This window comes from uncultured Virgibacillus sp., assembly GCF_947495635.1.
GTDB lineage: Bacteria > Bacillota > Bacilli > Bacillales > Amphibacillaceae > Virgibacillus > Virgibacillus salarius.
In genome coordinates this window covers 1-20243 of record NZ_CANMAB010000007.1, presented here as the reverse complement: position 1 = coordinate 20243, position 20243 = coordinate 1, and the positions used below count along the sequence as shown (strand labels likewise).

20 protein-coding genes are annotated in these 20243 nt (G+C 33.5%); 6 read left to right on the top strand and 14 right to left on the bottom strand.

The genetic code is table 11. The annotated features are described in order from the left end of the window. Positions 1 to 163 precede the first annotated feature (163 nt). The 3 genes from Q1A47_RS02955 to Q1A47_RS02945 form a co-directional block, all read right to left on the bottom strand. Positions 164 to 3232 (bottom strand): beta-galactosidase, encoded by a 3069-nt coding sequence (locus Q1A47_RS02955; protein WP_166530165.1) that lies wholly within the window; start codon positions 3230 to 3232, stop codon positions 164 to 166. 177 nt (positions 3233 to 3409) lie between these two features. Beyond that, complete coding sequence (locus tag Q1A47_RS02950; protein WP_026680033.1) at positions 3410 to 3847, bottom strand: hypothetical protein; 438 nt, start codon at positions 3845 to 3847, stop codon at positions 3410 to 3412. Positions 3848 to 3895: 48 nt separating this feature from the next. After that, positions 3896 to 4168, bottom strand: a complete 273-nt coding sequence (locus tag Q1A47_RS02945; RefSeq protein ID WP_166530166.1) for a Wadjet anti-phage system protein JetA family protein — start codon at positions 4166 to 4168, stop codon at positions 3896 to 3898. A gap of 151 nt (positions 4169 to 4319) precedes the next feature. Here Q1A47_RS02945 and Q1A47_RS02940 point away from each other — a divergent pair, with 151 nt between their 5' ends. Next, positions 4320 to 4481, top strand: a complete 162-nt coding sequence (locus Q1A47_RS02940; RefSeq protein WP_299630465.1) for a hypothetical protein — start codon at positions 4320 to 4322, stop codon at positions 4479 to 4481. A 146-nt stretch (positions 4482 to 4627) separates the two neighbouring features. On the opposite strand, the gene Q1A47_RS02935 is transcribed toward Q1A47_RS02940, so the two are convergent. The 3 genes from Q1A47_RS02935 to Q1A47_RS02925 form a co-directional block, all read right to left on the bottom strand. Next, complete coding sequence (locus Q1A47_RS02935; RefSeq protein WP_080668622.1) at positions 4628 to 4768, bottom strand: YvrJ family protein; 141 nt, start codon at positions 4766 to 4768, stop codon at positions 4628 to 4630. Positions 4769 to 5025: 257 nt separating this feature from the next. Further along, positions 5026 to 5241: a DUF2922 domain-containing protein gene (locus tag Q1A47_RS02930; RefSeq protein ID WP_026680031.1), complete on the bottom strand. Its 216-nt coding sequence runs from the start codon at positions 5239 to 5241 to the stop codon at positions 5026 to 5028. A gap of 39 nt (positions 5242 to 5280) precedes the next feature. Further along, positions 5281 to 5505 (bottom strand): DUF1659 domain-containing protein, encoded by a 225-nt coding sequence (locus Q1A47_RS02925; RefSeq protein WP_026680030.1) that lies wholly within the window; start codon positions 5503 to 5505, stop codon positions 5281 to 5283. 276 nt (positions 5506 to 5781) lie between these two features. On the opposite strand from Q1A47_RS02925, the gene Q1A47_RS02920 reads away from it, so the two are divergent. The 3 genes from Q1A47_RS02920 to Q1A47_RS02910 all read left to right on the top strand — a co-directional run bounded on the left by Q1A47_RS02920 (position 5782) and on the right by Q1A47_RS02910 (position 9179). Next, positions 5782 to 6453 carry a FadR/GntR family transcriptional regulator gene (locus Q1A47_RS02920; protein WP_121603883.1) on the top strand — a complete coding sequence of 224 codons (672 nt, stop codon included), beginning with the start codon at positions 5782 to 5784 and terminating at the stop codon, positions 6451 to 6453. Between the two features lie 113 nt (positions 6454 to 6566). After that, entirely contained in the window at positions 6567 to 7814 is a 1248-nt protein-coding gene (locus Q1A47_RS02915) for an MFS transporter (protein ID WP_166530167.1), read from the top strand. 300 nt (positions 7815 to 8114) lie between these two features. Next, on the top strand, positions 8115 to 9179 hold the full coding sequence (locus Q1A47_RS02910; RefSeq protein WP_026680027.1) for an LCP family protein: 1065 nt from the start codon (positions 8115 to 8117) through the stop codon (positions 9177 to 9179). A gap of 94 nt (positions 9180 to 9273) precedes the next feature. Here Q1A47_RS02910 and Q1A47_RS02905 read toward each other — a convergent pair whose 3' ends face one another. From Q1A47_RS02905 to Q1A47_RS02870, 8 genes are all read right to left on the bottom strand, one after another. Continuing rightward, positions 9274 to 10002 carry a WecB/TagA/CpsF family glycosyltransferase gene (locus Q1A47_RS02905; protein WP_034678512.1) on the bottom strand — a complete coding sequence of 243 codons (729 nt, stop codon included), beginning with the start codon at positions 10000 to 10002 and terminating at the stop codon, positions 9274 to 9276. A gap of 248 nt (positions 10003 to 10250) precedes the next feature. Next, positions 10251 to 11621, bottom strand: a complete 1371-nt coding sequence (locus tag Q1A47_RS02900) for a polysaccharide pyruvyl transferase family protein (protein ID WP_166530168.1) — start codon at positions 11619 to 11621, stop codon at positions 10251 to 10253. 48 nt (positions 11622 to 11669) lie between these two features. Next, positions 11670 to 12470, bottom strand: a complete 801-nt coding sequence (tagH, locus tag Q1A47_RS02895) for a teichoic acids export ABC transporter ATP-binding subunit TagH (protein WP_026680024.1) — start codon at positions 12468 to 12470, stop codon at positions 11670 to 11672. A 13-nt stretch (positions 12471 to 12483) separates the two neighbouring features. Continuing rightward, complete coding sequence (locus Q1A47_RS02890; RefSeq protein ID WP_026680023.1) at positions 12484 to 13305, bottom strand: ABC transporter permease; 822 nt, start codon at positions 13303 to 13305, stop codon at positions 12484 to 12486. A 58-nt stretch (positions 13306 to 13363) separates the two neighbouring features. Then, complete coding sequence (locus Q1A47_RS02885) at positions 13364 to 15286, bottom strand: CDP-glycerol glycerophosphotransferase family protein (RefSeq protein WP_152525398.1); 1923 nt, start codon at positions 15284 to 15286, stop codon at positions 13364 to 13366. Between the two features lie 17 nt (positions 15287 to 15303). Beyond that, entirely contained in the window at positions 15304 to 16458 is a 1155-nt protein-coding gene (locus Q1A47_RS02880) for a CDP-glycerol glycerophosphotransferase family protein (protein ID WP_166530169.1), read from the bottom strand. Between the two features lies 1 nt (position 16459). Next, the gene (locus tag Q1A47_RS02875; protein WP_026680021.1) at positions 16460 to 17485 is read right to left on the bottom strand and encodes a ribitol-5-phosphate dehydrogenase; all 1026 of its coding nucleotides are present in this window, start codon (positions 17483 to 17485) and stop codon (positions 16460 to 16462) included. Further along, on the bottom strand, positions 17482 to 18195 hold the full coding sequence (locus tag Q1A47_RS02870; RefSeq protein ID WP_026680020.1) for a 2-C-methyl-D-erythritol 4-phosphate cytidylyltransferase: 714 nt from the start codon (positions 18193 to 18195) through the stop codon (positions 17482 to 17484). The genes Q1A47_RS02875 and Q1A47_RS02870 overlap by 4 nt, the downstream gene beginning before the upstream one ends. A 393-nt stretch (positions 18196 to 18588) precedes the next feature. Between Q1A47_RS02870 and tagD the strand changes: the two genes are divergently transcribed. Together tagD and Q1A47_RS02860 are read left to right on the top strand one after the other, a co-directional pair. After that, a complete protein-coding gene (gene tagD / locus Q1A47_RS02865; RefSeq protein WP_026680019.1) occupies positions 18589 to 18984 on the top strand; it encodes a glycerol-3-phosphate cytidylyltransferase in 396 nt (131 codons plus the stop codon). Further along, positions 18977 to 20164 carry a CDP-glycerol glycerophosphotransferase family protein gene (locus tag Q1A47_RS02860; protein WP_166530170.1) on the top strand — a complete coding sequence of 396 codons (1188 nt, stop codon included), beginning with the start codon at positions 18977 to 18979 and terminating at the stop codon, positions 20162 to 20164. The genes tagD and Q1A47_RS02860 overlap by 8 nt, the downstream gene beginning before the upstream one ends. The last annotated feature ends 79 nt before the right edge of the window (positions 20165 to 20243 follow it).

The window sequence follows — 20243 nt, the reverse complement described above, 5'->3', positions numbered from 1 at the left end:
TAAAATAGAATAATAGCTCTACTTTACAACTATCGACAAGAAAAAACACCTTTCAGCAAGTATAGCATAGAAATCTTTCTTTTTATTATAATATTTAGAAAAATAAGACTTAATTATTAGAAATTAAGCCTTTTTCGTTTCCTTCTCGTACACATTTCCTATTCTAATTTTTCGTTATAATTTCTACCTCTTCAGGTCGATATACCGCTGTTATAGTACCTTTCATATCCGTTGCATACATTACAGTACGCTCTGACTCAAGTAAAAATAGATAACTAGTATTCGTCTTTTGATCGGTAATCTTTATTTCGATATCTTTCGAACATTCTGATACAAATATATATAAACAACCATGTTTGAAGGTTAATTTTCTTCCATACATCCCGGGGAGGTTTCCTTTATTCCATTGAAACTCTTCAGGTATTCCTGATCGTCTCATAACATAGGAATATAAAGCTATTATTGGTTCATTACGTTCGTTTAACTCCACAGGTAACCCACACCAGTAAATCATACCCTTTCCATATGGAACTTCTTTCATAGTCTTTCCACCTACATCTACTTCTTTCAACAATTCACCTATCTTTTCATTCCCAAACGATACAAAGTAATCCTGCCCATTCATTTCAAGTATTTCTTCACGAACAAGATTTTGTGTTTTGGTTTTACCTAGAATCGATTCTGTTCTAGAGGTATGGCCCCAATATGCATCGATACTAATTGCACCAGTGAATAACAGATTAACGCCTTTATCCTTTACCATTGTTAATATCGTATCGAATGTACTTGAACTAAAATTATGTGGACTTGGAATAATAAGTAATTTGGGCAAATCGCTCAATATTTCTTCTACATGATATTCACTAACAGCTCGAAATGGCATATTCATTTCATAAGCTAATACACGTGTTAATTTCGTAGTCGCCCTTATGGAATATCTACGATTGGAGAAATCATTAGAAAATGGGTAAACTACAGCAATATCCTCTAACTTCCTACCTCTAAATAAATCTTTTATTTTATACATGAATTCTCCATAATCATAGGATACATTTGCCTCTGGTTTTTCAGTCCCATCTGCACGTATTGCTCCAATATTTGATTCATTAATATTATTCATAAAATAGTTTGTATTCCACAGCCATTGAACTGCACCCGCTCCACCAGTTGAGAAAGCATAAGCATACTTCCTCTCTAATATATTTCGTAATTCTTCCTCACTTCTTTTGGCGTGATTATTTGCATTTTCAACATACATGATTCCTGTTTCTTGAATTAAATTAGGTTTTGCAGGCGTTTTAGTGAATATTCCGTCCCAAATTAAGTCATCTAAAAACCACCATGTATGGTTACTGGTATAATCAACGGCTTCACTATAAAACAATGGGGATGGTCGCAATCCACCAAGTGCTTCATCCTGTCCCACAGTAACTAGCTGATCACCAGCTAAGTTCTTAATCGAACTTGCTAGCTCCTTTACCCATTTATTATGCATGTCCATCGTGTATAAGGTGTAATCAAGCCAGCATAATCCTTTCTTCCCAGACATCATATCCCTTATTCCAAAATTGATTTCAGAGGCCTCTGGTGGTTCAACTGCTGCAAAAGAAGGTAATTCTTCTTCCGTTACATTCCACCTTTCTCTTAATTCACGTACAGTTCCGTGCCGTGCTTTAAGCCACTTCTGATAGTTTCTGCGATCATAGCTATCATGACTAGTTTTAGGACCAGCAAATGGACGGTTGGGATCAAATACAGACGGCTCATTAATTAAGTCCCAGTTAATATTTGTTGTTTCTACATGTCTAGAAACTATCGACGTAATAAAACGTGTTTGCGCCTTCAAGCTACGAGAATCAAGATAAGGATTCTCACCGTCCCAAGCCTCAGGAGTAAAGGAAAAGAACGTAAAGGTGACCTCGATATCATGTTTTTTAGCACATAGTATAAAGGCATCAATGGCTCGGAGGACGGCTTCATCCATGTATCCATCAATAAACATCATATTGCGCCAGCCTGTCCAAATTCCAGTACGAATATAATTAATCCCAGCACGTTTCATTTGTGCCATATCGTTATCCCATAAATGGGCATTAGGGAGAAACAAAAAATAACGAGCAACATCTGAGGTCATATAGGTCATTCCAACAATTGGCATAGGTTGTCCGTTTTTATGGAAGTAATCACGATCACAGGATAAGGGCTCCCCTCTAGCCAAGAGCTGTTTATCCATCCCCCAGAATCCCTGATAGAGTGAGCGTACCTCACCGTTCTCTGACTCAATATAACAACTTACATGATATAATCCAGGTTCAATCGTAATCGGAATAATAAATGAATGATTATAGCGTTGTTTACTAGCTTTTATTGATATAGTCTCTGTATAAAGTGGTTCTGAATTGCTACTTACTGTTAATCTAACCTCCCATTGGACAGGTGCATCGGTAAAGGACTCCATCTGTAAGCTAGCCATCGGTTGTTCCCCTTTTTCATATGTAGCATAGTTCACCTGCAAGGACATCTCCGTCACACCATGACTGGTAAATAGCGCTAATTCTCCCAAAAATTCAATTCCTAATTTGCTCCAAAACCGTTTATCCATCCTTTGATTAATAAATATCCATCGACCGCCTGTAAACGCTCCGTTTCTATTTTCAATCAGAACACTCGGAGCAGCTACTTTTCTTCCGGAATCCGTAAATCCTTGTAGCAAAGGGAATATCCTAGCATCCATTGGTCCTGCTGCACCCATTTCTCCCTTTAAAGAACTGGATTTGGTAACATGCAGGATAAAGTTATATGTATCTTGGATGGCAAATAGCTTTTCCTTTCCTTTAAAAATGGGAATATCATAATTGGATTGTAATTGCGTGACCTGCTTCGTTTTTACTGGCAAAGCCTCGTGAATATTTAATTGTTGGTGGTACGCAGTCTGTTCACGTTCTTTTTTCCATTTGCCGTCTTCTTGAAAGCATGGAACTCGAAAAGGGATGCCACCAAAGTGAACCATACCTTTTCCGGTTGTTAAATAAGAATAGATCGCCTTCCAAGCATTTTTAGGAAAAAATGAACCATGTAGATTAATAAAACAAGTTACCTGATCATCATCAAGAGCTTCTTCCAATGAATTAGCAGTTACAATTGTTCCATTTAAGTCTTCCAAAATAGATCTATTTGGTCTATTACCATCTATAGGAAAATCATAATCATAAAAAATAATTGTTTTTGCCATATAGCGTGCTCCCATCCACATAACGTTGTAATATTCAGAATTGAACTTACATGATTAGCGTACATGTGATGTAAGGCACTGTAAATATGTGATTATCGTAAACTATGTTTTTATTGCATGTTGCTTCTACATGCACAGAATTAGATAGCTAGAATGTGAATTAACGTCATATCGTTACTATTTAATGATATTTGTTTTCGTCACAGTTGAGCTGGCAATTTTCCATCCATCGCTTTCATTGACAAATACATACTCCATATGTGCAATATGATCACGATACGATTCGCCAGCTGCAATAAATGATGCCGTTGCCCGCTGTTCTGCCTCAATTACAATGCGATCATTCGATTCTTCTATTACCTTAAAATCCAATAGTTCATACGTAATATCATAATCCTTAAAAAATACTTCTAATTGTTTTTTTGTATCTTCCCTACTCGCTTCTACAATTGTCTCCAGATACTTATCCATATTTTCATCTTCAGAATAGGTTAAATTATCTTCTAAGACTTGTTTAACTTGAGAAGCATTTTTACTTATCTTGCTTGCATCATCATTACTACAGCCCATTATGACTAGTAGTGTTCCAATTAATAGAAGCATTACCTTATACATAGTACATCATCCTTAAAAGCTTAATAGATATTACGCAAAAGCATTATCTCAATACATAGAAGTCGATTGGGTATGGTCCATTCCTTGCATTTTTTCCACAGCTTGATTCGTAGCTTTTGAGTTATTATGTTTTAAAGCGTGGTAGGAAGAATTGATTTGCTCAAATGTGTTTTTAATTTCTTCAAGCTTATGCAGGATAGCACCTGTATTATCTTCTTTGTTCATGCTTGTATAGGACTTTTCAAAGTTTTGAATGGTAGCTTGAAGCTCTGATAATGCCTTATCAATAGGTGCACGTTCGATTTTTACTTCTTCATTCATGAATTACATAATCCTCTCTTCTTTGGTTCACACAAATAATACTGTCTTCATATGTTGAAGACAATTAACTGCTTAACGTAATGCAACAGGTACTCGGTATTATAAAATGTAAACCTCAAGCAGTTGGGGGATTTTGTTTATCCCACACTAATTGTTAGTACCACAAGGGTATAACCTAAAGACCTTTGAAGCAATCGAACATTTACTGGCAGTCGATCTCCCACTTACCAATGTTAGCTTCTCTTTATTGCTTGAGGTCGGGGGCTTACTGGCAGTTATATGTAGGATAAACCCCCTTAAAAATTATAAGTGATTACCTTTTATTATCTAAGTTAAAAAAGTACTAGATTCACTTATTAATCGACATACCGTGACTAGTAAGTAGGAAAATTGAACTATTATAGTTATTTAATGGGATAATGAAAAACTCCGGAATCTGGTGACTCCGAAGTTTTTCAGTTATTTATAATTTAATCGCTCTGGCAATGCATGAATGGAATCGATTAAAACATTTAATTTCCCTTCAATCCGATGCAATAGATAAAATGTTACAGCTATCGGAAAGCCAACATCTGTAATAAAAGCTATCCATGGATCCATAGCCATCGCCTCCTTTTTAGTTAAATGAAAATTAAAATATAGCCTAGACTACGTTTAAAAAATGGCTGTTATAAACAGCTTCGTGTAGAATAACTGGCATCACCTAGATTCCAGCTGGAAGAACAACCGACTAAAGACACCTTTGTATTCACAATAGGCTGAGGCTGATCATGAAAAAGAGCGTGTATTCCCATTGTTTAGAAAGAGAGAGAGCTGTCTTTTGTTACAGCTCTCTTCCTCTTTACGGATTGGTGCCGTTAATTAATATCTATCTCCTCAACAATCCGTTCTACTATTCGAGCACTCTTTTTAGAGAGTAGCTCCCCACCACTTGACGAAAATGCATTTTGTTTGAGAATTTCATCCATAGCTGCGTTAACAGCAGTTGGGTCTGCAGGTACTATGGGGTGATCAATCGAATAAGTTACTGTCTTTCCTTCTTTATTCGCAAATTTCAATTCTAGTTTTTTCAACGTATTCCCTCCCTTCTTACTTAGTTACCTTCTTCTTCCTTAGACTGGCTCAATGGCTGAGGTATCCTTACGTTCAACGGAATGAAGCGGAAGCTGCTGCAATCCAGCAATCGCTTGTGCTATTGTATATAGCTGTTCTGCGTTTGCTGTAGGTTTGACGTTATTAAAGCTCTTTGTCTTAACGATTGATTTTCCAGTTACCTCATCCAAGCCTCCGTCAAATACCAACCATAATGAAGAGTCCATTATTTGTGTCGTTGCCATATTTCTTCACCTCCTTCTATCCTTACATTCGTATGGAGTAGTAAGAAGGAGGCATGAAAGGAAAAGAAAAATATGTGACGTTATTTATTAGACATAGAGAAAAGAGAGGGTCACTTAACCAGCTGGGAGAATGTGAATTAAATAATATCAACAGGTAAAAAGGATAATTGATTTTTTTATTATCTGCACATAAAAGGATGCTTTTATTTACATGCTTATGACGATCTGATAATATATCCTATGTACCAATCATCCTACAAATTCGGAGTGTAAAGAATGCTTAAGAAAACGAATCGCATATCGTTAGTCGACCAAGTTGTTTCGCAAATGGAGAATTTAATTGAAAATGGTCATTGGTCTATTGGTGATAAAGTTCCACCTGAAATGGAATTAATGGAAGAATTCGGTGTTAGTCGTAATACATTAAGGGAAGCTATTCATGCTTTAGTACACGCAGGTTTATTAGAAACAAAACAAGGAAGCGGAACGATTGTCCGTTCATCAAGTTCCCTAGAAGCTGCAATGCATCGCTACATCGAAAAATCTGATCTACTAGAAACGTTAGAGGTTAGATTAGCCTTAGAAAAAGAGGCAGCTCAGTTGGCAGCAAAACGCCGAAGTGAAGAGGATATAAACAAGCTGCACGCAAGTATTAAACAGTGTCAGGATGCGGCTGAACGAGGTGCTATGGAGGATTTTATTAAAGCAGATATCACTTTTCATAAAAATATGGTAAGAGCTGCAAATAATAAGCTGCTACAAGATTTATATGAACATATGACAGATCCGTTATATTCCTCTATCCGCGATATTATGCTAATGGATAATCAATTCGATTATAACAAGGAAATTCATAGCGAGCTTTTAGACGCGATTCGACATCAAGATATAGATGGTGCTACAAAGTATGTTGATGCTTATATTAATGAATTTAAAAAAAGATTATAAAGCATGCACAGAATTTCAAGAGCAATAGAGGACAAGGTTGCTCCAGTATACCACTTTTTTAGAAATAAACTTCGGATTAGTTCCGTTGTTATGATAGATTCGGAGGAAAAATTTTGAATAATAATAGACTAACTTTAGAAAAGACACAAGAAAACCGCAATACTTGGATTTTTTTAATTGGAATTATTTTGATTGGGTCAAACTTAAGAGCTCCATTAACTTCTGTTGGATCCCTAATTTCCTATATACGTGACGATTTAGGAATTAGTAATGCGTTAGCTGGAACAATTACAACTTTACCTTTACTTGCTTTTGCACTTGTATCACCGTTTGCTCCTAAAATAGCAAATAGAATCGGCATAGAATGGACAATATTTATTTCTATCACACTATTAACAATTGGTATTATTATTCGCTCCCTATTTGGTTCCATATTTTTATTTTCTGGAACCATTCTTATTGGGTTAGCTATCGCAATTGGAAACGTATTGCTACCAGGCTTAATAAAAATGAACTTTCCACTTAAGATAGGATTAATGACAGGGATATATGCTGTCTTCATGAACGTATTTGGAGCTTTAGGATCTGGCTTAGGTGTTCCTATTTCTTCTATCGGAGACATTGGCTGGCAAGGCTCACTGGCTGTATGGGGGATACTTTCCTTTATTGCCCTGCTTTTTTGGATTCCTCAGTTACAAAAACAAAACAAGTCAGATCCTACAACAAGTGCAACACCACAAGCAGAGGGGTCTATTTGGAAATCCACACTAGCATGGTGTATTACATTATTCATGGGATTACAATCGTTAATATTTTATACGCTAATTACATGGCTTCCTGAAATATTACAATCTCATGGTTTTAGTTCGGATAGCGCTGGTTGGATGCTGTTCCTTATGCAATTTGCTATTATCCCGGTAACGTTTATTATTCCTGTCATTGCAGAACAAATGAATGATCAGAAGCTATTAGCTAGTATAACTGCCATTCTATTTATGATAGGAATTGGAGGATTATTTTCTGGAATTATTCCTGTACTAGTTATATCCGTTATTTTTATAGGAATTGCTGGCGGAAGTGCCTTTAGTCTTTCGATGATGTTCTTCAGTCTTCGAACATCAAACGGCCAACAGGCAGCGGAAATGTCAGGGATGGCCCAATCGTTTGGTTATCTATTAGCAGCTTTAGGGCCAGTTTTAATTGGTGCATTACATGATTTAACAAACGGATGGCAAGTTCCACTTATTATGCTATTTATTATTTCAATTATCATTTTAATTGTGGGTTTAGAATCAGGAAAACAGAGAATCGTTACAGATCAATTACAAACTAAAACTGCTTCACTCAAAATAGATAATTAACGTGTAAACATTCTTGATGGAATTATTGTAAATACGACATGTCTTGCATCGAAAAGCTTAGGGAATACTAATCCGTTTGGTGCATACATGTCGGATTGAATCTATTAGGCTACCCATAAGTCCCAGCATCTGATCGCAGCCAAATAATTAAGAAGATTACAATAGGATAAAAATGCTTAATTCTCTTATATATAAATGGAAAAACATACATCTTACAATAATGTAATGTAATTTTAAATTTACGAATTAGTCACTTAATAGTAAAATAGTATGTAGTACGTTTGACGAGGAGTAAATAAAATGTCTAACGAAAATAACAATTTTTCAAGAATCACAAAACGTAAGAAAAAAAAGAAGAAGAATAGAAAAAAACTACTGTTGTACTTACTGATTCCCCTTACCATACTATTCATTACAGTCCTTTCTTATGGTTTCCATATATATACAACTGCTCAAAATGCTGCAAATGACTCCTATGAAAAAGTTGGAAGAGAAAATGAAACATCCAAATTAAGGAATGAATCGGTAGATCCTGTAGAGGATAATGTATCCGTATTAATTATCGGTGTTGATGATAGTGAAAATCGGGGCTATAATGAAAAAAGCAGGTCAGATACATTGATTCTAGCAACCTTTAATAAAAGTAGTAAAAGTGTGAAGCTACTAAGCATTCCAAGAGATTCGTACGTAAATGTGCCAGATCATGGTTACACCAAAATTAATCATGCTCATTATTTTGGCGGACCCAAAAAATCAATTGAAACTGTCGAAGACTTTTTAAATGTACCAGTAGATTACTATGTTCGTTTAAACTTTGAAGCTTTCATAGAAGTTGTTGATTCCTTAGGTGGTATTCAGTATGATGTACCATTTGAGATCGTTGAAATGGATTCACAAGATAATAAGAATGCCATTCATTTAACCCCTGGGTACCAAAAACTAAATGGTGAAGAAGCGTTAGCATTGGCCAGAACAAGGAAATATGATAGTGATATAGAACGAGGTAAGCGGCAACAGGAAATTATAAAGACAATTGTGAAGCAAGCTGCTTCAGCATCATCTATACTAAAGCTTGATGATTTAATAACCGCTGTCGGCAACAATATGAAGACAAGTCTATCCTTTAATGAAATGAAGAGCTTTGTGAGTTATGGAATGAATACAAATCTTTCTCTAAGTTCTGTCAGTTTAGACGGAACTGGTGGAAAAATGAATGACGGATTATGGTATTATCAAGTAGATGAACAAAGCAGAAATGACATAGAGCACGAATTGAGAGAGCATCTTGACCTTTCCACTTCAAATGTGAATAACTCTGAGTTCAGTGCTGATGCAAACGAAGAGAATGATTCAACTACAAAGTGAAACTTCAATCAGTGAGGGTCTTACTGCCAGTTATATATGAGATAAATTAATATAGGCAATTAAAAAGGCGTGGTCCAATGATTGGATCACGCCCTTACTTTTTCTTTAAAAATATACGAACCATAAACTCTACCGCTTTTAAAATCCTCCTCCATCGAAACGGTTGTTTTAACAATCGGTATAGCCATTCTAAATTTAGGTTTATCCAACCTTCTGGAGCTCTCTTTACTTCACCTGCCAGTACATCAAAACTTCCTCCAACTCCCATAAATAAGCCCTTCGTGAACTTATCCATATGCTGCGTAATCCAAGCCTCTTGCCGAGGTGATCCTAACGCCACAAATATAAGATCAGGATTACTATTTGCAACATCGTTGACAATGGAAGGATCGTCTATTGAAAAGTAACCATGATGGTGACCAGCAAGCGTTAAGTCCGGATATTTTTCTTTAACTTTACTTACCAATTTTTCATTCACATGCTCTTTAGCACCTAAAAAATAGCATGATAACCCATGCTTATCTGCATACGCTAATAAGTCCAACATTAAGTCATAACCAGCAACACGTTCTTGAATTGGTTCCTTTTGAAGCTTTGAAGCCATAACAATACCCGCTCCATCAGGTACAATGTAATCCGCTTTTTTAACCATTTTCTTATAGGAAGCATCTTCTCTTGTTTTCATAACGATTTCAGGATTAGCTGTAACAACATAACATTTTTGTCTTTTGTCTAAACTTGGATATAAGTTATTATTTAATAGGTCCTTTTTTGCAATATTTATAAATGGTATATCCATTAATTTAACTAACTTTTTGTCCATCTTCATTTTAATGCAACCTTTCACGTCCAATTAGCGACCCTCTACAATACAAACTCACATAAAAAAGAAACTTAATAATATTGGTTGTTGCATATATAATATCATTATATATTACGGTTGACTATTCATTCTTTCAGGGGAGAAAATCAATAATTATAATATTGAGTTAATTATTTTTGCATACCATACTCTTGTATTTTCCTACACCATATGAAAGGGGAGGTACACTAATGACCTCCCCCCTATCATTATATCCTGAACATATTTGCTGTTTTTAAAGCTAATCTTACTGATTTTCTATTCAAAGTTGCATTTAATTTATTAATCGTTTTATCCTTTTTAGCTATTTTAGCTTTTAATTCTTTTTGTACTTTATTACTTTTTTCCTCTTGTTGAGGGTAATAGGTTTCCAAACGCATTACCATTTCCTCCATACTACATCCACTGATTGGATATATAGGTGGAAGAAGTTCTTTTTTTGATAATTCAAGGTCTAAAGGAATAACTGAAGGCGACATGCTATCTTTATATATATGATCTAAATCATTTTTATTTAGAAAATTAATAAAGTGATCAAAATTGACCCCTTGTTTTTTCTCCGGTAGGTGGAAATCACTTTTTTCAATTAAATCAGATAGTCTAGTATCCTTAGTAATATCATTTGCCCAAACATGAGTCAAATTATGATATTCAGCTAATTCACGCATTCGAGCATCTTTTGGAATTAAAAGGCTAGGTGTCCCAGCAATAGTAGCTGTTATATTCCCATGTAGCCTTGCTCCAAAACTTAAATCTGCTCTACTAATAAAATCTAACCAGGTAGGTACATTTAAGAAAAAACGTACACGATTATTCATATAAACGGGGTCAGACATTTTAACGGGATAATTACTACTTTGTTTAGCAATTGGTGGTGCACCATTGTAAACAAGCTTCATTTCTTTCATCCATTGCGGTATAAAATAGTGATTAGGAAAGTCTTTCATACTTCGTGAAATAAAGTCTAAAACATGGTTAGGTGAAAGTCTAGAAGAATTCACGCAAACCATAGACTCCTTTGTAATGTTTGTATCACGAATCTTCAACTCTCTACCAAACGTATACATTGATGGGCATCCGATTACAGTATGGTCAATTCCCTCACGAAATCCTAAACGAGAGAGATACTTAGAAGTAATCTCGCCTCGTACTCCTATCATATTTGACTTTTCTAGCACAGCTTTAACAAAATCTTTTACATCTTCATCAAATGGAAAACCTTCATCTAATTTTGGTTCAAAAGGCGCTCGTAAGCCTACACCGATAACAACAACTGGAATAGTTAGTTTTTTTATTAACCTCGTATATTTCTTCAATGTAGGTATAAAATCTTTACGAAATGCATCGGCTAAAGGGATAATATAACAATCAAATTTTTCATTAATTTCGTCCGCTCTATTTGGGTCATAATTATAATAATCCGGAGTAATTGAGGTTCCTTCAGTCATTAATGTGCGTATGACACTATATTGGTATACTAAGTTACCTACGTTACCTCCAATGGAATTATTACCCATTATATATGAGGCATCAAATGTATCAAGTGGTGACATACCTGATCTTATAATAATATTTTTCATAAAAATGCTCCTTTAGTATTTTAAATTCGATCTTAATAATTGAATCACTTATACTATTGGTGTATTTTTTCGATGATCCAAAGCTTTTTGTCTATATACCTTCCTTTCTGGTTTAGGCATTTTTTTCCATTCTTTCAAAAATGCCTCATATTTTGGAAGTACCTCGTCAACTGTTCCAAAATCTTTAACCATTCCATATTCAAGCCAGACAATTTTTTCACAGAATTTCTTCATTTGTTTGATGGAATGACTTACAAATATCATAGTTTTTCCCATTTCTTTGAATTCTCTCATTTTATTGAAACTCTTCTCAGCAAATGCTTTATCTCCTACAGATAAGGCTTCATCAATAATAAGGATATCTGGATCAACATTTACTGAAATGGCAAATCCTAATCGCGATTTCATACCACTTGAATAGGATTTTACAGGCTGGTCAATAAATTTTTCAAGCTCTGAAAACTCAATAATATCAGGTTCACGTTCCTTTATCTCATGTTTATTAAAACCTAGCATCAATAATTTCAATTCAATATTATCTCGACCCGTTAAATCTTCTTTTAATCCTGAAGAAATAGCAATCAAGGCTACTTGCCCATTTATTATTAACTCCCCAGATGTCATCGGAACTATACCAGCAATAATGTTAGATAAGGTTGATTTGCCTGAGCCATTAACACCTACAAATCCTATAATATCACCTTTATCTGCCTCAAATTCAACACCTGAAAGAGCATAAAAATCTTCCCCATAACTTCTAGGAATAATTAAATCAAGTAATCGTTCCTTTGGACCATTATATAATTTATATTTTTTTACTATATCTTTTGCAATTATTGCTTTTTCCATTTTTCACATACCTTTACAAATAATCAATAAAATGCCTTCTAAACTTAACATGTAATGTAGATCCCAATATCAATATTATTATTACTAATCCCCAAAAGTATAATGTATACTCCCAGTTCGTAATAAAATACCATTCTGTTCCAAATAAAGAAGCACGATAACCTTCAATTAAGTAATACAAAGGATTAAGCTTCATTAAGCTCATTAATGTCTGGTGATCTGATAAAAGTGTTAATGGCCATAATACTCCTGATAAATATAACATCATACGTAACACCGAATTTAAAAGCATATGGAAATCCCTTACTATTGTAGACAATGTTGATGTAATTAGAGATATGGCAAATAAGAGGCATAATGCAGCAAATACAAAATACAATAGCTGGATATAGTAAATAGATATTGTAAATCCTGTAAAATGAAGTACAATTATCGATATCAATAACATAAATACATGCACATAAAATTGAGAGAATATAACAAAACTTGGTATAACACTCATAGGAAAATTCATTTTTGATAAGATCTTAATTCTTGTATAGATAGACTTTGACCCTTGTATCGTTGACTGATAAAAGAAAATCCATAAAAAGAATGCTGCAATCAACCAACTAAAGAATGGTATTTCTATCCCATTCATATCGATTGGCTCACGTGATCTAAGTGTACTAAACACGAACCAATATATTAATATTTGGATAGCTGGATTAATAGCTTCCCAGGACATACCCAAGTAATTATTTTTATTTTGGCTTTTTAATTCATAAATGGATAGTCTTCTTATTAGATAAAAATTATCTATTTGTTCTTTTATAACTTTAATTGCTGATTTCATAAATGTTTCCTCTCTCATTCACCTTAACTCAATACAGTTTAGATTAAAACATTAACTATTACGGACTTTCTTCAGTATTTCGATCTCTAATACTACGTTCAAATAATTCAATTCTTGAAGAAGGAGGAGATAACTTTGTCTCATCCTCAAGTTCATAAAGCGGATTATCGTTAAGGCTTGGAATAATTAAGTGATCGACAACATTTTTTGATGCATTCCCCAAAGTATCATCAAAGAAATACTTAACGAATGATTGAATCTTTTCCGTTTCAAATTTCTGCTCTTTTATAGTTGAAATTATTTCAGACGTTGTCTTTAATAGAGGACCAGGAATAAAATCAAAATAATTATAGTAGAAGTCCCGCTCTTCAATATACTTTTCTACATCAAATGCAAAAAACAACATCGGTTTATTTAGTAGCGCAAATTCAAAACAGACAGATGAATAATCTGTAATTAATATATCTGTAATTAACAACAAATCATTTATCTCGCGATAATCACTGAGGTCAAAAAAGAAATCAGCATATTCATATGGGATATTTAGTTTGTTGTTGACAAATGGATGAATCTTAAATAAAAAAACATATTCCTCATGTAGCTCATTATACAGTTTTTTCAAATTCAATATTTCAAACGGATAATATGCTGAAGCCTGACCATTTCCCCGAAATGTAGGTGCAAATAATATTACTTTTTTCCCTTTTATAAATGGATATTTTTCTGTTAACGTTTTGCGAACATAATCTTTATATTTCACATCAAAGAAAATATCCGACCGAGGTATCCCAGCAGGATAAATTTTATCTACTGTAATTCCAAATCCTTCTGCATAATTTTCTCGTACTCCTTCACTACTTACAACTGCTTTTGTATAATTCTTATGATTCTTAGAATTTGGCGATGGCCCACCAGGTCTGCCTATCCTACTATATCCAAATGTTTTAAAAGCTCCTGCAGCGTGCCATATTTGAATCAAGTCAGCATTTTTACGGATTTTAAGTGGGTAAACTAACGGGTAAAAATCATCCAAAAGAATTATCTTAGACGTTGCAAATTGAAGCGCTGTTTTAGCTAGATCACCAAATGTTTTTTTATTATTTATTCGTTCATTAAAAATAAATTTTACATCTATATCTAAATTACGCTTATATAATTCTTCATATACAAAATAAAAATTACCATTTAATTCAGAACGACTGTCAGATGCAAATGATATTTTTCTTTTATTAATAGGCAGTATGCTGCACAACATATAAACAAATTTAAAAAATCTTCGTTTGATTGCTTTCATATACCTTGACTCTTTATACAATTCACTTCCCGGAAGATCTCTAGGATCGTATGATTGTAACAATGTATTCTTTAAGTGAAGCGTTTTACTGAATTTATCAAAGGATGCGACTAAATTATACTTTAATACTTTTTTTGATGAAAAATACTCTAACTTCGTATTAAGAATACTACTTCCCTTTATAAACTTTTTTACTCTTGATAACGGTAATGTTTTTTCGAATTTAATTTTGTCATTGTTTGGAGCAAGCTGTTCTAGTTTAATATATAGGTTGTAATCCCCACTTAATAACGGCTTTCCTTGATTAATTAGAGACAAATCAATCGTTCCTTTATATCCAGCTAATGATTGCAAAGACTCTACAGAAATTTGTTCATCTAAATTTTCGAGTTCATTTAATTGACAATTATCTAAAGCGATCTCAATAATATTATGCTCCAAAATTTGTTCATCCGTTAATTCTTTATATTCATCAACTGTTTCTCTTAGTTCTTCTATATTAATGTTTGGAACAAACATTAACGTTTTACGTACCCTTTCTTCTTGAAGCGGAAAATGGTCTTTCATTGAAGCATAGCCTTCAATATCCAAGTAAGGACCGTTAATGTTTAATTTAGTTATCTGATTTACTACGGCACCTTCTGTTGTTATCTCCACGTTCTTGTTATCAATTGGTGTACGGTACACTTTTACCCCACCCCTTTCTACTTATGCGTAAAATGATAGACAATTTTTTTGGTTATGTTTTGAATATCATCGAAATTATAATGAATCATTCTTGACGAATTAAAGTATTCATTGGGAGTCCTATTATTTATCCAGTCAGCCAATTGGTCATTCATAGTTAAAATTGTCCCATCTGATAGTTGATTTATATCTTGATATAGTCCTCGATTTTTATCGTATTCGTCTAGATCTGGAATCAAATGCGCCATTGGCTTTTTTAACAGAGCAAATTCAAAAATAGAAGAAGAAAAGTCTGTAATAAACGCATCTGCAACTACCATCCACTCATTAATGGAATGCTTACTTGCTAAAAGAATATTTGGACATTTACTTAAGCGATTTAAGTCTAATTCTTTTGTATAAGGATGTGGCTTAAAAATAACTTGTACATTATTATGGAGCAAATGTGATATATCAACCATTGAATCAATTATATTAAATGTCGTTTCTCCTTGGTTGCCATTCGCCCTGTATGTTGGTGCCACTAATATTTTCACGATTCTCTTTCCATCTAATATAGGGTATTTTTCTAGTATCTCTGTTCTTATCCTCTCGCATTTACTTTTCTCTCTAAAAAAATCGACTCGTGGCATTCCGAGTGGAAAAATTTTATTTTCCGACATATTAAATGCTTCTGCGTAGAATGGTACTACTCTTTTAGATGAAACATAAACATGTGTATAATTTGAATGTATTGGCACTAGTTTTAAATAATCAGCCCCTGGACCAAATTTAGTTCCTAATGTACTATAACCAAACTTTTTAAAGGCACCTGCTGCATGCCATAACTGTATTACTTTCAGATCTTTCTTTTTTTGTACCAGGTAAATTGGTAAATAATAATCATCAAGTATCAAATACCTTGCATTGGATAACATTGGAATTTCTTTAAACAGTCTAAGATTCATCTTGTTCTCACCAATTACAAGATGAATCTTAGCATTAGAAATATTTTTTCTTATCTCATCACTAACATATTCTAAATTTCCTTCTAATTCTTTTGATCTATATAAAGCAATAACAAATTTATTCTCATCCGTTTTTCTAAAAAAAGAGAAAACATTATAAATTGCTCTAAACAGCGATTTATAAGCCCTTAAAAAAATTCTTTTTTTTAACGATAGATGATTCATGTTAAATCATCCACCTCATTACAGTTTTACCCCAAGAACTCGATAAATCACTTTCAAACGCCATTGTAGCATCATTAATCTTAGTAACATCAAAGACATTACCAATTATCGTACTTAGATAGTCAACAATATCGGGATGTTCTTTATAAATAGCTATTGTTTGCTGAAAATCAAAAGCACCACTTCGACTACTCCCTATCAAGGTTAATCCTTTTTCTAATACCATTCTAGTATGAACTTCAATTGGATATTCACTGACTCCTAATAGGCATATCGTACCTTCTGGATTAATATGATCGATGATTTGCTCTAGTGCATATTGACTTCCTTTTCCTCCAGCACACTCAATAGCATGATCAATGGAAAGACCTTCGGGGATATCATCAATTTTAATCGTATCATCAACAAATGAAAAGTGGTTTAATTTATAATCTGTTTTACCAAAAATAGTTACTTTACTGTTTGGATATAGTTTTTTTAAAAAAAGGCATGTAATGTAACCTAAATTCCCATCTCCCCAAACCCCAAAAGTATTAACTCTTTGGTGTGCTTTTTTCTTGAAACGGCTAAGTGCGTGTACTGTTATTGACACAAGTTCTGTAAATGCAGCTACATCCATATTCATATCATTTGGTAGTTCTACAATTCGATCTTGATTTAAAAAAACATAGTCTTGCATAAAACCATCGTAGCCACTAGATCTAAATTTACTTGACCGTAAATAATTTTCACCAACAAAGGGATCGGTTTCAACCGGCGTATTGGGAATCATAACAACTTTTGATCCAACTTTATAGTTTCCTGTCGGATCAAAAACCACTTCCCCAACCCCTTCATGTGTTAGTGCCATTGGTAGCTTTTTCCTCATCGCCTCTTTCCCTCGAGAGCCCGTATAATACCTTTGATCGGCAGCACAAATAGAAAGATGTGTTGGTCTAACAATTACTTTGTCGGAAATTATAGATTGATCATTATATGTTACTTCAAACTGTCTTGGAGAAACTAGTCGGTAAACTTGATTTATCATTGATCCAAGCTCCCTTTTATAATGGCATTCGCAACATTTAAATCATATGGAGTGGTAACTTTAATGTTAAATATTTCACCTTGCACAAGCTTGACAGCTTCTCCCTTTATAGAAAAAATCTTACAAGCATCTGTTAAAATAACTTTCTCTTCATCTGTTAATTCATTATAAAGTCTTTTTAACTTCTGAACGTTAAAAGTTTGTGGAGTCTGTCCTTGATACATATAATTACGTCTCGGTATAGAAGAAATAAACTCATTATCTTTTGATTCAACAATAGTATCTATAGCATTTATAACAGTATCAACAGCTCCATGAACAAGCCCTTGATCAATATTTTCTTGAATAATCCGATGAGTTAAAAAAGGACGAACTGCATCATGAGTTACTAAGACATCACTATCGTTTAGTGAGTAATTTCTTTCAATATGGTCTATTACGCTCATAATTGTACCGTTTCTATCACTTCCACCAGGGATTACCTCCACCTTAGGTAAATCAATTTTATATTTTTTAAGGATATCATTTGTATGATTAATCCACTCTTTTGGAGTAGCAATTATTATCTTTTCAAATCGATTATTAAGAATAAACTTTTCAACAGTATGAACGATTATTGGTTTTTCATTTAATGTTAGAAACTGTTTTGGCATAGGAACATTTCCCATACGAGTTCCTTTACCACCTGCTAAAATTCCAGCATAAATCAATTCATTCACCTCAGTTATTATAGATATGGATATTATATCATAATGTGTCGAATTTAGATGTAACCACATCATGTCAACCAACTATATTCGAAAGTATCTTATCATTGAAATATTTAATAATGTGGACCTTAATAATCTTATTATCCACACTGTCAAAGACTTTTCGATTAAAAAGGGGGAATTGTTAGGTTTGTCCAAATTACACACACTTTTTCAACTATTCTCTTTTAGAATTATAACTGTTCTATTTTCCCTTCTCAACTCATAAAGTGGTAATTATTATCAAAGTGTAAACCCTGTGTTAATTTTATGTAAACTTATGTTATTATAATAATAAGTGAAATTTAGCATATTGACCTATAATGCTTCTTCATTTAAATTGGAGGAATTAAAATGAAAAAAGTGATTACTTATGGAACGTTTGATTTACTTCATACAGGTCATATAAATATATTACGTCGCGCAAAAGAATACGGCGACTATTTGATAGTAGCAATTTCCGCTGACGAGTTCAATGAACTGAAAGGTAAAAAAGCTTACTATACATTTGAGCAACGTAAAGCGATTCTTGAAGCAATTCGTTATGTAGATGAGGTTATTGATGAAAATACTTGGGAACAAAAAATCCAGGATATTCAAAAACATGAAATTGATGTATTTGTAATGGGGGACGACTGGAAAGGTCAGTTCGACTACTTAAAGGAATACTGTGAGGTCGTTTATTTGCCCAGAACTATTGGTATTTCAACAACTAAGATAAAGACAGATTTAAAGGTTAACAATGGTTAGAGAAATTGCCATCTCTGTTTACCTTCAAGTATTTCATTTCATCTTTAACTTATGCAAATTATTTCCCCAAAAGCAGAAAACTGTTGGTGTGGCAACTTTTGGGGACAATATTTATTATACAGCACAAGCCATACGTAAACAGACACCAGAAGAAGAGATAATAATCTTAAAAGTCCCTAAATGTAACTATCCATTCCAACAGCATATCATTAATAAAGAAATTCTATTTAGCCTAAAGCATCCCCTTTCATTTGTACAATCAATCTATCATTTAGCAACAGCAACTACTGTTTTAGTAGATAACTATTATGGTTTTTTAGCTGTAACAAACTTTAAACCTGAAACGACTTGTATTCAACTCTGGCATGCTGCAGGCGCAATAAAGAAATTTGGGCTAATGGATCCTTCTATAAAGAACAGAAGCAAGAAAGCAATTATGCGTTTTCAACAGGTCTATAACAAATTTCATTATACTGTAGTCGGTTCGGAGCGTATGGCAACTATATTTCGCCAAAGCTTTAATTTACCAAATGAATCTATTCTTAGAACTGGAATTCCAAGAACCGATGTGTTCTATGACAAGAAGGAAGAAAAAAGAATTTCTAAACAAATTCAGTTAGAATTTCCAACTATAAAAGATAAAAAGATTATTTTATATGCTCCTACTTTTCGTGATAAGCAACTCAGTAATTATCAAGTTCAGCTTGATATGGAAATGTTATATAATCATCTATCCAGTGACTATGTGTTATTTGTTAAATTACACCCTGCTATTTCTAACTCATTAATCAATAACTATCCGAATTTTGTATATGATGTTTCAGACTATGCTGAGACAAATCACTTATTAATGGTTACTGATTTATTAATTACGGATTATTCTTCTATCCCATTTGAATATGCAATATATCAAAAACCTATGATATTTTATGCATATGATTTAGAAGAATATAAACAGGAAAGAGGAATCATTCAAGATTATGAAAAGCAGATGCCTGGACCAGTTGTCACTTCTACAGAGTCTATCATAAGAGAGATTAAACAAAATAATTTTAATAAAACGCAAATTAATGCATTTGCTAATTTATGGAATGATTATTCAAATGGTAATGCAAGTTCACAACTAGCTAATTTTATAACACGAACAGATGATAAAGAAAAGAAGCAGGCACTTATATAAAAGGGGCTGGGACATAACTAGCCCTTATGAAGTTAAAAAAGATTCCAGTTATCAAAAAATGATAGCTGGAATCTTTTTT

Excerpts from the sequence above, each read along its gene's own strand:
- Q1A47_RS02880 (WP_166530169.1), bottom strand. The coding sequence starts at position 16,458 with ATGAATCATCTATCGTTAAAAAAAAGAATTTTTTTAAGGGCTTATAAA.
- Q1A47_RS02900 (WP_166530168.1), bottom strand. The coding sequence starts at position 11,621 with ATGAAAAATATTATTATAAGATCAGGTATGTCACCACTTGATACATTT.
- Q1A47_RS02910 (WP_026680027.1), top strand. The coding sequence starts at position 8,115 with ATGTCTAACGAAAATAACAATTTTTCAAGAATCACAAAACGTAAGAAA.
- Q1A47_RS02920 (WP_121603883.1), top strand. The coding sequence starts at position 5,782 with ATGCTTAAGAAAACGAATCGCATATCGTTAGTCGACCAAGTTGTTTCG.
- tagD (WP_026680019.1), top strand. The coding sequence starts at position 18,589 with ATGAAAAAAGTGATTACTTATGGAACGTTTGATTTACTTCATACAGGT.
- Q1A47_RS02935 (WP_080668622.1), bottom strand. The coding sequence starts at position 4,768 with ATGGATCCATGGATAGCTTTTATTACAGATGTTGGCTTTCCGATAGCT.
- Q1A47_RS02925 (WP_026680030.1), bottom strand. The coding sequence starts at position 5,505 with ATGGCAACGACACAAATAATGGACTCTTCATTATGGTTGGTATTTGAC.
- tagH (WP_026680024.1), bottom strand. The coding sequence starts at position 12,470 with ATGGAAAAAGCAATAATTGCAAAAGATATAGTAAAAAAATATAAATTA.
- Q1A47_RS02950 (WP_026680033.1), bottom strand. The coding sequence starts at position 3,847 with ATGTATAAGGTAATGCTTCTATTAATTGGAACACTACTAGTCATAATG.
- Q1A47_RS02905 (WP_034678512.1), bottom strand. The coding sequence starts at position 10,002 with ATGGACAAAAAGTTAGTTAAATTAATGGATATACCATTTATAAATATT.
- Q1A47_RS02860 (WP_166530170.1), top strand. The coding sequence starts at position 18,977 with ATGGTTAGAGAAATTGCCATCTCTGTTTACCTTCAAGTATTTCATTTC.
- Q1A47_RS02945 (WP_166530166.1), bottom strand. The coding sequence starts at position 4,168 with ATGAATGAAGAAGTAAAAATCGAACGTGCACCTATTGATAAGGCATTA.
- Q1A47_RS02890 (WP_026680023.1), bottom strand. The coding sequence starts at position 13,305 with ATGAAATCAGCAATTAAAGTTATAAAAGAACAAATAGATAATTTTTAT.
- Q1A47_RS02955 (WP_166530165.1), bottom strand. The coding sequence starts at position 3,232 with ATGGCAAAAACAATTATTTTTTATGATTATGATTTTCCTATAGATGGT.
- Q1A47_RS02875 (WP_026680021.1), bottom strand. The coding sequence starts at position 17,485 with ATGATAAATCAAGTTTACCGACTAGTTTCTCCAAGACAGTTTGAAGTA.